General features: G+C 63.1%; 14 protein-coding genes. 3 read left to right on the top strand and 11 right to left on the bottom strand.

Going from position 1 to position 13676, the window contains the following annotated elements; genetic code table 11:
- Positions 1 to 214: 214 nt before the first annotated feature.
- The gene (locus PPGU16_RS04215; protein ID WP_180721839.1) at positions 215 to 1090 is read left to right on the top strand and encodes an alpha/beta hydrolase; all 876 of its coding nucleotides are present in this window, start codon (positions 215 to 217) and stop codon (positions 1088 to 1090) included.
- A gap of 6 nt (positions 1091 to 1096) precedes the next feature.
- Here PPGU16_RS04215 and PPGU16_RS04210 read toward each other — a convergent pair whose 3' ends face one another.
- Positions 1097 to 1906 carry an enoyl-CoA hydratase gene (locus PPGU16_RS04210; protein ID WP_180721838.1) on the bottom strand — a complete coding sequence of 270 codons (810 nt, stop codon included), beginning with the start codon at positions 1904 to 1906 and terminating at the stop codon, positions 1097 to 1099.
- Positions 1907 to 1944: 38 nt separating this feature from the next.
- The gene (locus PPGU16_RS04205) at positions 1945 to 2868 is read right to left on the bottom strand and encodes a histone deacetylase family protein (RefSeq protein ID WP_180721837.1); all 924 of its coding nucleotides are present in this window, start codon (positions 2866 to 2868) and stop codon (positions 1945 to 1947) included.
- A gap of 206 nt (positions 2869 to 3074) precedes the next feature.
- Between PPGU16_RS04205 and mltB the strand changes: the two genes are divergently transcribed.
- Positions 3075 to 4283 (top strand): lytic murein transglycosylase B, encoded by a 1209-nt coding sequence (gene mltB / locus PPGU16_RS04200; RefSeq protein ID WP_180721836.1) that lies wholly within the window; start codon positions 3075 to 3077, stop codon positions 4281 to 4283.
- Between the two features lie 85 nt (positions 4284 to 4368).
- On the opposite strand, the gene cysM is transcribed toward mltB, so the two are convergent.
- The 7 genes from cysM to PPGU16_RS04165 all read right to left on the bottom strand — a co-directional run bounded on the left by cysM (position 4369) and on the right by PPGU16_RS04165 (position 11082).
- On the bottom strand, positions 4369 to 5271 hold the full coding sequence (gene cysM / locus PPGU16_RS04195; protein ID WP_180721835.1) for a cysteine synthase CysM: 903 nt from the start codon (positions 5269 to 5271) through the stop codon (positions 4369 to 4371).
- Between the two features lie 311 nt (positions 5272 to 5582).
- Positions 5583 to 5951: a ComEA family DNA-binding protein gene (locus tag PPGU16_RS04190; RefSeq protein WP_007576458.1), complete on the bottom strand. Its 369-nt coding sequence runs from the start codon at positions 5949 to 5951 to the stop codon at positions 5583 to 5585.
- A 76-nt stretch (positions 5952 to 6027) separates the two neighbouring features.
- Positions 6028 to 7020 (bottom strand): ADP-glyceromanno-heptose 6-epimerase, encoded by a 993-nt coding sequence (gene rfaD / locus PPGU16_RS04185; protein ID WP_180721834.1) that lies wholly within the window; start codon positions 7018 to 7020, stop codon positions 6028 to 6030.
- 77 nt (positions 7021 to 7097) lie between these two features.
- Positions 7098 to 8099, bottom strand: coding sequence for a D-glycero-beta-D-manno-heptose-7-phosphate kinase (gene rfaE1, locus PPGU16_RS04180; protein ID WP_243460570.1), 1002 nt, complete (start codon positions 8097 to 8099; stop codon positions 7098 to 7100).
- Positions 8056 to 9468 (bottom strand): UDP-glucose dehydrogenase family protein, encoded by a 1413-nt coding sequence (locus PPGU16_RS04175; protein ID WP_180721833.1) that lies wholly within the window; start codon positions 9466 to 9468, stop codon positions 8056 to 8058. The genes rfaE1 and PPGU16_RS04175 overlap by 44 nt, the downstream gene beginning before the upstream one ends.
- 90 nt (positions 9469 to 9558) lie before the next feature.
- The gene (gene lapB / locus PPGU16_RS04170; RefSeq protein WP_180721832.1) at positions 9559 to 10734 is read right to left on the bottom strand and encodes a lipopolysaccharide assembly protein LapB; all 1176 of its coding nucleotides are present in this window, start codon (positions 10732 to 10734) and stop codon (positions 9559 to 9561) included.
- Positions 10735 to 10788: 54 nt separating this feature from the next.
- Positions 10789 to 11082: a LapA family protein gene (locus PPGU16_RS04165; RefSeq protein WP_180721831.1), complete on the bottom strand. Its 294-nt coding sequence runs from the start codon at positions 11080 to 11082 to the stop codon at positions 10789 to 10791.
- Positions 11083 to 11121: 39 nt separating this feature from the next.
- On the opposite strand from PPGU16_RS04165, the gene PPGU16_RS04160 reads away from it, so the two are divergent.
- Positions 11122 to 11352: a hypothetical protein gene (locus PPGU16_RS04160; RefSeq protein ID WP_180721830.1), complete on the top strand. Its 231-nt coding sequence runs from the start codon at positions 11122 to 11124 to the stop codon at positions 11350 to 11352.
- A 125-nt stretch (positions 11353 to 11477) separates the two neighbouring features.
- Here PPGU16_RS04160 and PPGU16_RS04155 read toward each other — a convergent pair whose 3' ends face one another.
- A complete protein-coding gene (locus PPGU16_RS04155) occupies positions 11478 to 11801 on the bottom strand; it encodes an integration host factor subunit beta (protein ID WP_007576447.1) in 324 nt (107 codons plus the stop codon).
- A 22-nt stretch (positions 11802 to 11823) separates the two neighbouring features.
- Positions 11824 to 13554, bottom strand: coding sequence for a 30S ribosomal protein S1 (rpsA, locus tag PPGU16_RS04150; protein WP_054934080.1), 1731 nt, complete (start codon positions 13552 to 13554; stop codon positions 11824 to 11826).
- Between the last annotated feature and the right edge of the window lie 122 nt (positions 13555 to 13676).

Raw genomic sequence — 13676 nt, 5'->3', positions numbered from 1 at the left:
CATCGAGCGTTGTACGCCCCGGGCACCGGCCGCCGTGACTTTTATTGGGATTTGAGCCGACGATTTTACCGCAGTCGCGTCATATCCTTTAATAATCAATTCGCGATCTTTCATAACACAGCGGAATTAGAGGATCGCTCCGTTTGACCAGACACGAACGGTCATGCGCATGCGGCTATGATCGAGCGCAATCTATAAACATCGGACAAATGCCATGGAGACCTCCCAGGCTGCCACTTCCGCCGCGCGGAACCCCGAACGCTCGCAGACCCTGACGCGCGACGGCCTCGAACTGCCGCTCTATCGGTGGCGCGCGGCCGGGCTGCGCTGCGCGACGGTCGCGCTGATCCACGGTCTCGCCGAGCACGCGGGACGGTACGCGCCGCTCGCGCAGGCACTCAATGCGAATGGAATCGAACTGATCGCCATCGATCTGCGCGGGCATGGCGATGCGCCGGGCCGGCGCGCCTGGATCGAGCGCTTCGACGAGTATCTGCTCGACGCCGATGCGCTCCTTGCCGAGGCGGCCCACAACGACGGCCCGCTTTTCCTGATGGGTCACAGCATGGGCGGCGCGATCGCGGCGCTTTACGCGATAGAAGAACAGGCGGCGCAACGGCGCCATCTGAACGGGTTGATCCTGTCCAGTCCTGCCCTCGCGCCGGGCCGCGACGTGCCGCGCTGGATGCTGGCGCTGAGCCAGAAGATCAGCCGCGTGTGGCCCACCTTTCCGGCGATGAAGATCGACGCCGCGCTGCTGTCGCGCGACGCGAGCGTGGTCGATGCGAACCGCTACGATCCCCTCGTGCATCACGGCGCGATTCCCGCGCGCACGGGCGCCGAACTGCTGCTTGCGATGCAGCGCATCGAACAGGGACGCGCGGGCCTGCGCACGCCGCTTTTGATCTGGCACGGCACCGCCGACAAGCTCACCGAGCCCGACGGCAGCCGCGACTTCGGCGCGCATGCCGGCTCGCCCGACAAGACGCTGACGCTCTACGAAGGCAGCTATCACGAGACGATGAACGACCTCGACCGCGAGCGCGTGATCGACGCGCTCGTCGCGTGGATTTTGAAACGTTCGGAATAAGCTGGCCTAGCGGCCGGATGTGTGCGGCCAGTCGGGCGGCCGTTTGTCGATGAACGCCTGCACGCCTTCGAGCGCCGATTCGTCCATCATGTTGCAGGCCATCGTTTGCCCGGCCAGCTGGTACGCAGCCTCGACGCCCATTTCGAGCTGCCGGTAGAACAGGCCCTTGCCCGCTTCGACCGCTGCACGCGGCTTCGCGCAAATGCTCTTCGCGAGCGCGGCGACTTCGGCATCGAGCATGTCGAGCGGCACCACGCGATTCACGAGGCCTTGCTGCTTCGCCGCCATCGCGTCGATGAAGTCGCCCGTCAGCAGCATTTCGAGCGCAGCCTTGCGCGACAGGTTGCGCGACAGCGGCACCGACGGCGTCGCGCAGAACAGTCCGAGATTGACGCCCGACACGGCGAAGCGCGCGGTATCGGCAGCAACGGCGAGATCGCACATCGCCACGAGCTGACAGCCCGCCGCCGTCGCCGTGCCATGCACGCGCGCGATCACCGGCTGCGGCAGGCGCTGGATCGCGAGCATCATCTTCGTGCAGCGCGCGAACAGCGACTGGTAGTAATCGAGCGACGGCGCCGCGCGCATTTCCTTCAGATCGTGCCCGGCGCAAAACGCGCGGCCCGCACCCGCAATCACGACGACGCGCGCGTCGCTCTTCGCGATATCGGCGAGATGCGTCTGCATGTCGTCGAGCAGCGCTTCGGAGAGCGCGTTGAATGCGTCCGGCCGGTTCAGCGTGAGGCGCACGACGCCGCGCAGGTCATAAGCGTCTTGCGTGACTTCGATCGGTTGAACCGCTGCGTCTGCGTTCATGATGTGGTGGCCTCTCTTCCGATGCTCGCCGCCTGCCTTCAGATATCGGCGAGCGCCCGCACGTGCGCGACGACGCTGCGCCCGAGCGCCGACAGGTTGTAGCCGCCTTCCAGACAGCTGACGATGCGCCCTTTCGCGTACTTCGCCGCAACCTGGCGAATCTGCTCGGTGATCCACGCATAGTCGTCCTCGACGAGCGCCATATTGCCGAGATCGTCCTCGCGATGCGCATCGAAACCCGCCGACACGAACAGCATCTGCGGCTTGAATGCTTCGAGACGCGGCAGCCAGATCATGTCGACGGCCTCGCGCACCACCATGCCCTTCGAGCGCGCGGCGATCGGCACATTGCACATGTTCGGCGCCTGATTGTCGGCACCCGTGAACGGATAAAACGGATGCTGGAAGATGCTGCACATCAGCACGCGAGAGTCGTTCGAAAACGCGGCCTCGGTGCCGTTGCCGTGATGCACGTCGAAATCGATGATCGCGACGCGTTCGAGCCCGTGTACTTCGAGCGCGTGCCGCGCGGCAATCGCGACGTTATTGAAGAAGCAGAAGCCCATCGCTCGCGCCGGCTCCGCGTGATGGCCAGGCGGCCGCACGCTGCAAAACGCATTGTCGTAACGGCCTTCGATCACGGCATCCGTCGCCGCGACAGCCGCGCCCGCCGCGCGCAATGCGGCGTTCCACGTATGCGGGTTCATCGACGTGTCGGGATCGATCTCCGCGTAGCCCTCGCTCGGCGCACGCTCACGGATGTAGTCGACGTGCGCCTTCGTATGCACGCGCAACAGCGCGGCTTCGTCGGCAAGCGGCGCGGACTCGCGCTCGATCAGCTCGCCGATGCGGCTTGCGATCAGCTGGTCTTCGATCGCCTGCAGGCGGGCCGGGCATTCGGGATGCCATTGACCCATCTCATGTTGCAGACAGTCTGCGTGTGAAAAGAAACCGGTTGCCATGTGTTGATTTCGGGCAGCGCGTCTCGCGAAGTGCGACAGCACGCTGCATGTCTCCGTCCATTGACGCAAGCAGGTTGCGCGAATACTACGAAGTTACCACACGATGCCCCGGGACCGTGATGCCGCAACGCTTCTGCACAGTTTCGCGAACCCCGTCGGGTATACTGCCCCGTAACTTTTTTTTGCCCGCCAACATCCAGTTCACCATGACCGTCAAGCTTGCTCCGTCCGCACACTATCGGCTACGCGCAACGACTGTAGCCGCCGCACTGTCCATCGCATGGTGCGCGTTCGCGGGAGTCGGCCCGGCTTCGGCGCAGACCGTCAGCAAACCGCGCATGCAGCTCGCGCAGGGGCAGCCCGAGCAACCGGCGCAAGGACAGACGTTCGAAGAAGAGATCGTGCCGCAGCGCTATGCGAACAACGCGGATGTCGATTCGTTCATCAACGACATGGCCGCGCGCTACGACTTCGATCCGGCTGCGCTGCACGCGCTGTTCGCGCGCGTCAGCTACTCGGCGACGGCCGTGAAGCTCGTAACGCCTTCGCCGACGCCGTCGGTCAAGAACTGGCGCGTCTATCAGGGGCGCTTTCTCGACCCGGTGCGCATCAACGCGGGCGTGAAGTTCTGGCGCGCGAACCAGGCGACGCTGCAACGCGCGTATGAGCAATATGGCGTGCCGCCCGAAGTGATCGTCGGCATCATCGGCGTCGAGACGATCTATGGGCGCTACATGGGTAACTTCCGCGTGCTCGACGCGCTGACCACGCTCTCGTTCGACTATCCGAACACGCCGAATCGCGCAGACCGGATGATCACGTTCCGCAAGAATCTCGAAGACTACCTGGTGTGGACGCGCGATTCCCAAATCGATCCGACCACCGTGCTCGGCTCGTACACGGGTGCAATCGGCATTCCGCAGTTTTTGCCGAGCAGCATCGTGCAGTACGCAGTCGATTACGACGGCAACAAGCGGATCGATCTGCGCACGAGCCAGGCCGATGCGATCGGCAGCGTCGCGAACTATCTGAACAAGAACGGTTGGGAGACGGGGCGCCCCGTCGTGTGGAATATCGCCACCGACACCGGCAGCCTCGGCATCGCGCAAGCAGCCGCGACGGGCGCGCCGGAGCCGCGCTGGTCGCTGCAGCAACTGCTGAAGGCGGGCATGCTGATGAACCAGCCTGGGCTCGATACGACGGCGGAAGCGGGCACGCCCGTGACCGTGGTCGATCTGCCGTCGCCGGGACGTGCCACGGAGTACACGCTGGGCCTGAAGAACTTCTACGTGCTGACGCGCTACAACCGCAGCTTTTTCTATGCGCTGGCCGTGTACCAGCTCGGCGAGCGTGTGAAAGCGCAGATGGCCGCGACGGAAGCGGGCAATGCGTCGACGCCCGCCGCGTCGCAATAGCCGCGCGCATTTTCAATCCATGCAAAAACGCCGGCTTCCGCCGGCGTTTTGCTTTTGCTGACGTCGCCGCGCGCGGCGGGTCGCATCAGGCGGGGAACACACCCGTCGACAGATAACGGTCGCCGCGATCGCAGACGATGAACACGATGGTCGCGTTCTCGACTTGGCGCGCGATGCGCAGTGCCACTTCGCACGCGCCCGCCGACGAAATGCCGCAGAACACGCCCTCGACGGCGGCCATCCGGCGCGCCATCGCTTCCGACGCCGCCTGGCTCACGTTCTCGACGCGATCGACGCGGCTACGGTCGAAAATCTTCGGCAGATACGCTTCCGGCCATTTGCGGATGCCCGGAATGCGCGAGCCCTCTTCCGGCTGCGCGCCGATGATCTCGATGCCGGGATTCTGTTCCTTCAGATACTGCGACACGCCCATGATCGTGCCCGTCGTGCCCATCGCCGACACGAAGTGCGTGATGCCGCCTTCCGTGTCGCGCCAGATTTCGGGGCCGGTCGCTTCGTAATGCGCGAGCGGATTGTCCGGATTGGCAAACTGATCAAGGATGATGCCCTTGCCTTCGCGCTGCATCTGCTCGGCGAGGTCACGTGCGTACTCCATGCCGCCCGTGACGGGCGTCAGCAGGATCTGCGCGCCATATGCGGCCATGCTCTGACGGCGCTCCAGCGACAGGTCCTCGGGCATGATCAGGATCATCTTGTAACCCTTGATCGCCGCCGCCATCGCGAGCGCGATGCCCGTGTTGCCGCTCGTCGCTTCGATCAGCGTGTCGCCCGGTTTGATGCGTCCACGCTGTTCCGCTTTCTTGATCATCGAAAGCGCCGGGCGGTCCTTCACCGAACCGGCCGGATTGTTGCCCTCCAGCTTGCCGAGCACGACGTTGTTGCGGCTGCGGATGTCGTCGTCCACGAGGCGGACGAGCTGAATGAGGGGCGTATTGCCGATCGTGTCTTCAATCGTTTTGTAAGCCATATCGGTGCGTGCTGTGACGGTGCGCGAAGTCTTGAATCCAGCGATTCTAAACTACCAGGCGCACCACTGCCGGCAGCCCCTGATGCGCGCATGGATGCGTCGACGCCCGTTTTCCGTCGTGCAGCGTGCCTGAAGAAGCGCAAAAAACCGCGGCAGGCTGGATCTGCCGCGGGGAGCCAGTCATCTGAATGACGGCTGAAGGGAGGTTTGTGACAACTCCCGCGAAGAAATCGTCGAAGGTCGAGACGAACGCCCGCCGCGCGTGAGGTGATACGCGTCAGGCGCCCGCTTCATACGTTCAGATCAAAGGGCTACTTCTTGACCACCACGGCCGTGTCGTTCTTCGCAGCGGGCGCGGCCTTCGTGTGCGGCGCCGCAGCCTGTGCGCCAGCAGCAGCGACAGCCGTCGCGCCAGCGCCCGACGTGCCGACCGCGAGGCCCTCGGCCTGCAGACGCTCGACGGTATGGCCGCCCAGACCCTTGACCCGCTTGCTGAGATCCGCCGCGTCCTTGAACGGACCATGCGCCGCGCGTTCGTCGAGAATGGCCTTCGCCTTGGCGGGACCGATGCCCTTGATGCCGCGCAGCGCCGATTCGTTAGCGGAGTTGACGTCGACCGAGGCGAACGCCTGGCCGAAAGCGGCGAGCATGGCCGCCGTGACGAGGATTTTTTTGAACATGTGGAATCTCCCTGAAACACCGACCGGTGACGATCACCGACCGGGAGACTCCAGTGTAGAGAGGTGTACGAACGATTTACACCTGGCCGAATAGCCAACGCACGTAGCGGTCGACGCCTTCCTGCACCGTCAGGAACGGCGCGTCGTAGCCCGCTGCGCGCAGCTTCGTCTGGTCAGCCTGCGTGAAGCACTGATACTTGCCGCGCAGTGCATCGGGGAACGGGACGTATTCGATCAGCCCGCGCTGCACCAGCTCGGCCAGCGACAACGCGACTTCGCCGTCGAGCACACGCAGCGTGTTGACGACCGTCGATGCGATATCGTTGAACGGCTGCGCGCGTCCGCTGCCCAGATTGAAAATGCCCGACTTTTCCGGGTGATCGAAGAAATACAGGTTGACCTTCGCCACGTCTTCGACGGAGACGAAATCACGCGTCTGCTCGCCCGCGGCGTAGCCGTTGTACTCGCCGAACAGCTTCACCTTGCCTTCGGCGCGGAACTGGTTGAAGTTGTGGAACGCGACGGACGCCATGCGCCCCTTGTGTGCCTCACGCTGCCCGTACACGTTGAAGTAGCGAAAGCCGGCGATCTGGCTCTTCGCGCTGGGCAGCACGCGGCGGATCACCTGGTCGAACAGGAACTTCGAGTAGCCGTACACGTTGAGCGGCGCTTCGACCTCGCGCTCTTCGACGAAGCGCGTCGAGCCGCCGTACGTCGCCGCCGACGACGCATACAGAAACTGCACGCCTTGCGCGAGACACGCATCGAGCACCGCGCGGCTATAGCGGAAGTTGTTGTCCATCATGTAGCGGCCGTCGGTTTCCATCGTGTCCGAACAGGCGCCTTCGTGGAAAATCGCGCGCACCTTGCCGAAGTCGCCGCGCGCGAAGCGTTCGACGAATTCGGTCTTGTCGAGATAGTCGTCGATCTCGCAATCGACGAGATTCTTGAACTTGTCGGCGCGAGTCAGATTGTCGACGGCGATGATGCGGTCTTCGCCGCGCTCGTTGAGCGCCTTGACGATATTGCTGCCGATAAAACCAGCCGCGCCGGTGACGATGAGTGTCATGATCGTCCTGCTGTGATGAGAGTCAACGGATGCGGAGATGAACCGCGCGCCGCGCGATCACGCTGGCGCGCGCGGCATCAATGATGAAAGAGTTCGTCGTAGTCGACGGTGGCCGTACCGAGCTTGGCGACCACGATTCCTGCTGCGCGATTCGCGAGGGACACGGCTTCGTCGAGCGGCAGGCCCGCGCCGAGCATCACGGCGAGCGTCGCGATCACGGTGTCGCCTGCGCCGGACACATCATACACTTCGCGAGCGACAGCCGCCGCGTGCAAGACGCCTTCGTCGGAGAAGAGCGTCATGCCCTCTTCCGAGCGCGTGAGGAGCAGCGCTTTCAGGTCGAGCTCGGCGCGCAGCTTCGCCACGCGCGCGTGCAAATCCGCTTCGGACTTCCACTGGCCCACCACTTCGCGCAATTCCGCGCGGTTCGGCGTGATCAGGGTCGCACCGCGATAGCGCTCCCAGTCGTCGCCCTTCGGATCGACCAGCACCGGCTTGCCCGCCGCGCGCGCCTTAGCGATCATCTGCGTGACGTGCGTGAGGCCGCCCTTCGCATAGTCCGACATCAGGATCACGTCGTGGGTCGGCAACAATGCGTCGTAGCGAGCGAGGCCCGCAAGCAGCGCCTCGTGCGCGGGCGCCTTTTCGAAGTCGACGCGCAACAACTGCTGCTGACGCGACAACACGCGCAGCTTGATCGTCGTCGGCAGTTCCGGGTCGCGCTCGAGATACGGCGCGACGCCGCTATCGTCGAGCAGTTGCACGACGCGCTCGCCCGGCTCGTCGTGGCCGACCACGCACAGCAGACCCGCCTGTGCGCCCAGCGCCGCCGCGTTGCGCGCGACGTTCGCCGCGCCACCCAGCCGGTCTTCCTGCTTTTGCACCAGCACCACGGGCACGGGCGCTTCCGGTGAAATGCGGTTGACGTCGCCGAACCAGTAACGGTCCAGCATCACGTCGCCGACGACCAGCACGCGGGCCGCCGCCAGCCGCTCGCGCGCGATGACGCCCACTTCGGGCGCGAGCGTCGCGCCTTCAGGTACGGTCGGCGTCGGATGAATGTTCAGCGGGTCGTGCATACGGACGTCCAATCGAGTGATAGTCGATGCCAAGCTCGGACATCGCCTCGGGTTCATACAGATTGCGGCCGTCGAAGATCAACGGCGTCTTGAGCTCGGACTTCAGATGCGTGAAGTCCGGGCTCTTGAATTCCTTCCATTCGGTCACGATGACGAGCGCATCCGCGCCCGAAAGCGTTTCGTCCTGCGTGCTCGCGAAGTGCAGGCGCGCCTGCTGGTCGGGCGTACTGGCCAGATCGAGCGCGAAGACACGCTTTGCCTCCGATGTCGCGACGGGATCGTACGCGCGCACCGTCGCGCCGCGCGCGAGCAGTTGCGCGATCACGCGGCGGCTCGGCGCCTCGCGCATGTCGTCGGTATTCGGCTTGAACGACAGGCCCCACACGGCGAACGTGCGGCCGCTCAGATCTTCGCCGAGCGTGCCCGTGATCTTGCGGACGAGCACTTCCTTCTGCTCGTGGTTCACCTCTTCGACGGCTTCGAGAATGCGCAGGCTGTGGCCCATTTCACTGCCCGTACGGATCAGCGCCTGCACGTCCTTCGGGAAGCACGAACCGCCATAACCGACGCCCGCATACAGGAAGTGATAGCCGATGCGCGGGTCCGAGCCGATGCCACGGCGCACCGCTTCGATGTCCGCGCCGACGGTGTCGGCCAGATTCGCCATCTCGTTCATGAACGAGATGCGCGTGGCAAGCATCGCGTTGGCCGCGTATTTCGTGAACTCGGCCGAGCGCACGTCCATGTACAACGTGCGTTCGTGATTCCGGTTGAACGGCGCGTACAAGCGGCGGATCTTCTCGCGCGCCTTGTCGCCGTCTTCGTCATTGTCGACGCCCACGACAATGCGATCGGGACGCATGAAGTCGTCGACGGCTGCGCCTTCCTTCAGGAACTCGGGATTCGACACGATCGAGAACCGATGCTGCGCGCTGTCGGCGAGACCGCGCTTCTCCAGCTCCTCCGCGATCACGGCGCGCACGCGCTGCGCAGTGCCGACGGGCACCGTCGACTTGTCGACGATCACCTTGAAGCCGTTCATCGTGCGGCCGATGTTGCGGGCCGCTTCGAGCACGTATTGCAGGTCGGCCGAGCCGTCTTCGTCCGGCGGCGTGCCGACGGCGATGAACTGGATTTCGCCGTGCGCGACGCTCGCCGCGACATCCGTCGAAAACGTGATGCGTCCCGCCGCGCGCGAACGCGCGATGATCTCCCGCAGGCCCGGCTCATGGATCGGCATGCCGCCGTTGTTGAGAATGTCGATCTTGCGCGGATCGACGTCCAGACAGAAAACGTCGTTGCCGACTTCGGCAAGACATGCGCCCGTGACGAGCCCTACGTAACCCGTGCCAATAATGGTGATTTTCATACGCTTCCCGGTAGATGGTGCCGGTTCAATGTTCGACGCTTCAATGCTGTGCGACGGCTTCGCTGCCTGCGATCATGCGCGCGCCAGACGTCAGCTCGATGCCGTGATCGGCTCGACGCGGCGTGGCGCATAGCTTTCCCAACCGCTGCAGCCCGGACACTGCCAATAGAACAGCCGCGCGCGGAAGCCGCAATTCTGGCATGTGTACCGTGGCAGATTTTTGGTGCGCTGACGGATCAGCGTGCGCATCAGCTCCAGTTCGCTGCGGCGCGGTTCCTCGGCCACTGCCTGCTGTGCTTCGAGCAGGCGCGTCATGCCGGCGAGATTCGGCGACTTCTGCATCTGTGTGCGCGCAAGCGCGTGCGCCGCTTCGGGTCCGCGCAGCGCCGACACATGCTGATACGCGACGTCGAGCAGATCGTTCGACGGATAACGGTCCACCCACGACGTCAGCAGATCGGCGCCGTCTTCCTGACGGCCAAGCGCCTCGTAGGCCTTCATCAGCTTTTCAGCGACGAGCGGCAGATACGCTGCATTCTGTTGCTCCACGTGCAGCCACTGCGCGATCGCCTTTTCGTGCTCGCCGGCCGCCGCATCGACGTCGCCGAACAGGATCGTCGCGCGCACGTTCTGCGGGTACGCCTTCAATGCGAGATCCAGCTGACGGCGGGCTTCGTCCGGGTTCTTCTGCTGCAGCGCTTCCTGCGCAAGCTCGCAATGAAAGTGGCCGATTTCCTTATCGAGCGACGCAGCGCCCATCGTTTCGAGCCGGCGCGCGGTATCGATCGACTTGTTCCAGTCCTTCTCGATCTGATAGATCGTGAGCAGCGAGCGCTGTGCGCCGAGCGCGTAGTCGCCCGATTGCAGCGCCTTGAACGTCTCCTCCGCGCGGTCCAGCAAGCCCGCTTTCAGGAAGTCCTGGCCGAGTTCGTACAACGCATGATCGCGCTCGTTGGCGGGCAGGTCCGCGCGGCTGAGCAGGTTCTGATGCACGCGTATCGCGCGATCCGTCTCACCGCGGCGGCGGAACAGGTTGCCGAGGGCGAAGTGCAGTTCAATCGTTTCCGGATCGAGCTTGACGACTTCGATGAAGGCGTCGATGGCCTGGTCCGGCTGCTCGTTCAACAGAAAGTTTAGTCCGCGAAAATAAGAACGCGGCAGATTGGCGCTTTCGGACAGCAGCGCCTTGAGGTCGTAACGCGCGGCCACCCAGCCGAACGCGAACGCGACGGGTATGACGAGCAGCCACCAGAGATCTAGATCCATGCGAATGTGCGGAGTGCGAAAGAGGCCGCGCGTGTGGCGCGCGGCGTGAAAAGGCTAGATGAGCGGCGGCATAGGCGGCTCTTCGACGACAGCGGGCGTTTCGCGCGCCACGCGCAGTTCGCGCTTGAGCCTGCCGTTTTCCATCCGCAACCGGAATATTGCCGGCAGCGACGACACGAGGCCGGCCAGCAAGCCCACGACGAAGAACGCGAGGCCGATCAGAATCAACGGCGCCTGCCACGAATACCCGGCGAGGAAATTCAGCGTAGCGCTTTGCGTATTGGACAGTGCAAGCACCAGCAGCAGCACGAACACCAGCACGCGAATCAGCCAGACGATAAATTTCATGTATTGATCTCTTGACGGCGGTTGCGGGATGACGCCGGCTTGATGACGCGTCGCGCCACGGTGTTCGCCCGCGCCGAAGTGACCCGTATTGTAAATGAAGCCTATGTCGACTGGCACAGCCGTGCCGATCGCGATGCCTTACTGTCGTTTATGGGCTTGAAAAATAGTGCGCAATCGACGGCTGGCTGCCTCTCGTTGGCTGATGGAACGCACAAGGCCGTTATGAACGCGGTAAGCGATGTGTCAACCATGTCCTCGTACGCTCAATGACGACAAGGGGCGTCGGCGACGGACGAAAAAAAAGCGCCCAAAGGCGCTTTTTCTGGTCAATGCCGTCTGACTGACGTAGCCACGGCGAGCTTCAACCTGAACTGCGAATACTACACAGAGCCAGCTTAAAGATCGTCGTCCGCGGACTCGGCTTTCAAAGGCTCGCCCGCACGACGATCGACGCGCTCACGCAACTCCTTGCCAGGCTTGAAGTGCGGCACGTACTTCTCAGGCACCAACACTTTTTCGCCCGACTTCGGGTTGCGCCCGACGCGGGATGGACGGCGGTTCAGGCCAAAGCTGCCGAAGCCGCGAATTTCGATGCGATGGCCGTTCGCTAGAGCGTCCGACATCGCATCGAGCATCGTCTTCACCGCGAAATCCGCATCCTTGAGGACAAGTTGCGGAAATCGCGTAGCCAGCTGGGCGACCAATTCTGATTTGGTCATACTGCAGCAGACCCCTTAAGGCTTACTGGTTCTGGCCGTCGAGCTTGGCCTTCAGCAGCGCGCCCAGGTTCGTCGTGCCGCTGGCTGCCGAGCTGGTGTCAGCTGCCAGGCCGCGAATCGCTTCCTGTTGCTCAGCCGAATCCTTGGCCTTGATCGACAGGTTGATGCCACGCGACTTGCGGTCGATGTTGATGATCATCGCATTGACCTTGTCGCCTTCCTTCAGCACGTTGCGAGCGTCTTCCACGCGGTCTTGTGCGATTTCCGAAGCGCGCAGGTAGCCTTCGACGTCCGCCGTCAGCTGAACCACTGCACCCTTCGCGTCAACCGTCTTGACCACGCCGTCAACGATCGAACCCTTGTCGTTCATTGCAACGAAGTTGCTGAACGGGTCGCCTTCAAGCTGCTTGATACCCAGCGAAATGCGCTCCTTCTCGACGTCGATGCCGAGAACGATCGCTTCCACTTCGTCGCCCTTCTTGTACTTGCGAACAGCTTCTTCGCCCGTTTCCGACCACGACAGGTCCGACAGGTGAACCAGACCGTCGATGCCGCCAGGCAGACCGATGAACACGCCGAAGTCGGTGATCGACTTGATTGCGCCCTGGATCTTGTCGCCCTTCTTGAAGTTGCGGCTGAAGTCGTCCCACGGGTTCGGCTTGCACTGCTTCATGCCGAGGCTGATACGGCGGCGGTCTTCGTCGATTTCCAGAACCATGACTTCGACTTCGTCGCCCAGCTGGACAACCTTCGACGGCGCAACGTTCTTGTTCGTCCAGTCCATTTCCGACACGTGGACGAGGCCTTCGATGCCCGACTCGACTTCAACGAACGCGCCGTAGTCGGTGATGTTCGTGACCTTGCCGAACAGGCGCGTGCCCGACGGGTAACGGCGCGAGATGCCTTCCCACGGATCGTCGCCCAGTTGCTTGATACCGAGCGAAACGCGGTTCTTCTCTTGATCGAACTTGAGGATCTTTGCCGTGACTTCCTGGCCAACCGACAGAACTTCGCTCGGGTGACGCACGCGACGCCATGCGATGTCGGTGATGTGCAGCAGGCCGTCGATGCCGCCGAGGTCCACGAACGCGCCGTAGTCGGTGATGTTCTTGACCACGCCTTCGACGATCGCGCCTTCCTTCAGCGTTTCGAGCAGCTTTGCGCGCTCTTCGCCTTGGGTCGCTTCGATCACAGCGCGGCGCGACAGCACCACGTTGTTACGCTTGCGGTCCAGCTTGATGACGCGGAATTCCAGCGTCTTGCCTTCGTACGGCGTCGTGTCCTTGACAGGGCGCGTGTCGACCAGCGAGCCCGGCAGGAATGCGCGAATGCCGTTGACCATGACGGTCATGCCGCCCTTGACCTTGCCCGTGATGGTGCCCGTCACGAGTTCGTTGTTGTCGAGGGCCTTTTCCAGCGACAGCCACGAAGCCAGACGCTTCGCCTTGTCGCGCGACAGGATGGTGTCGCCATAGCCGTTTTCCAGCGCGTCGATCGCGACGGAAACGAAGTCGCCCGCCTGCACTTCTACCTCGCCCGCGTCATTCAGGAACTCTTCGAGCGGGATGTAGGCTTCGGACTTGAGACCAGCGTTGACGACCACGAAGTTGTGGTCGACACGCACGACTTCGGCGGAGATCACTTCGCCAGCGCGCATGTCCTGCTTGGTCAGCGACTCTTCGAACAGAGCCGCAAAAGATTCGGTATTCGGGGTAGAGGTTTGCAGGTCGGACATAAAAATCTGAATTTGCATGGTTCTCGCAGCGTCAGGTGAACCACCACGGTTCATCACTACGGCAAAGGAGCGAAAGCCATACGGGGTTAAGGGTTAAACGATCGCTTCGTGTTGCTCACGAGGCACCTACACAACAACAA

This window comes from Paraburkholderia largidicola (genome assembly GCF_013426895.1).
GTDB lineage: Bacteria > Pseudomonadota > Gammaproteobacteria > Burkholderiales > Burkholderiaceae > Paraburkholderia > Paraburkholderia largidicola.
Note: the sequence above shows the minus strand (reverse complement) of the source record. Positions and strands in the feature narration are given on the sequence as shown.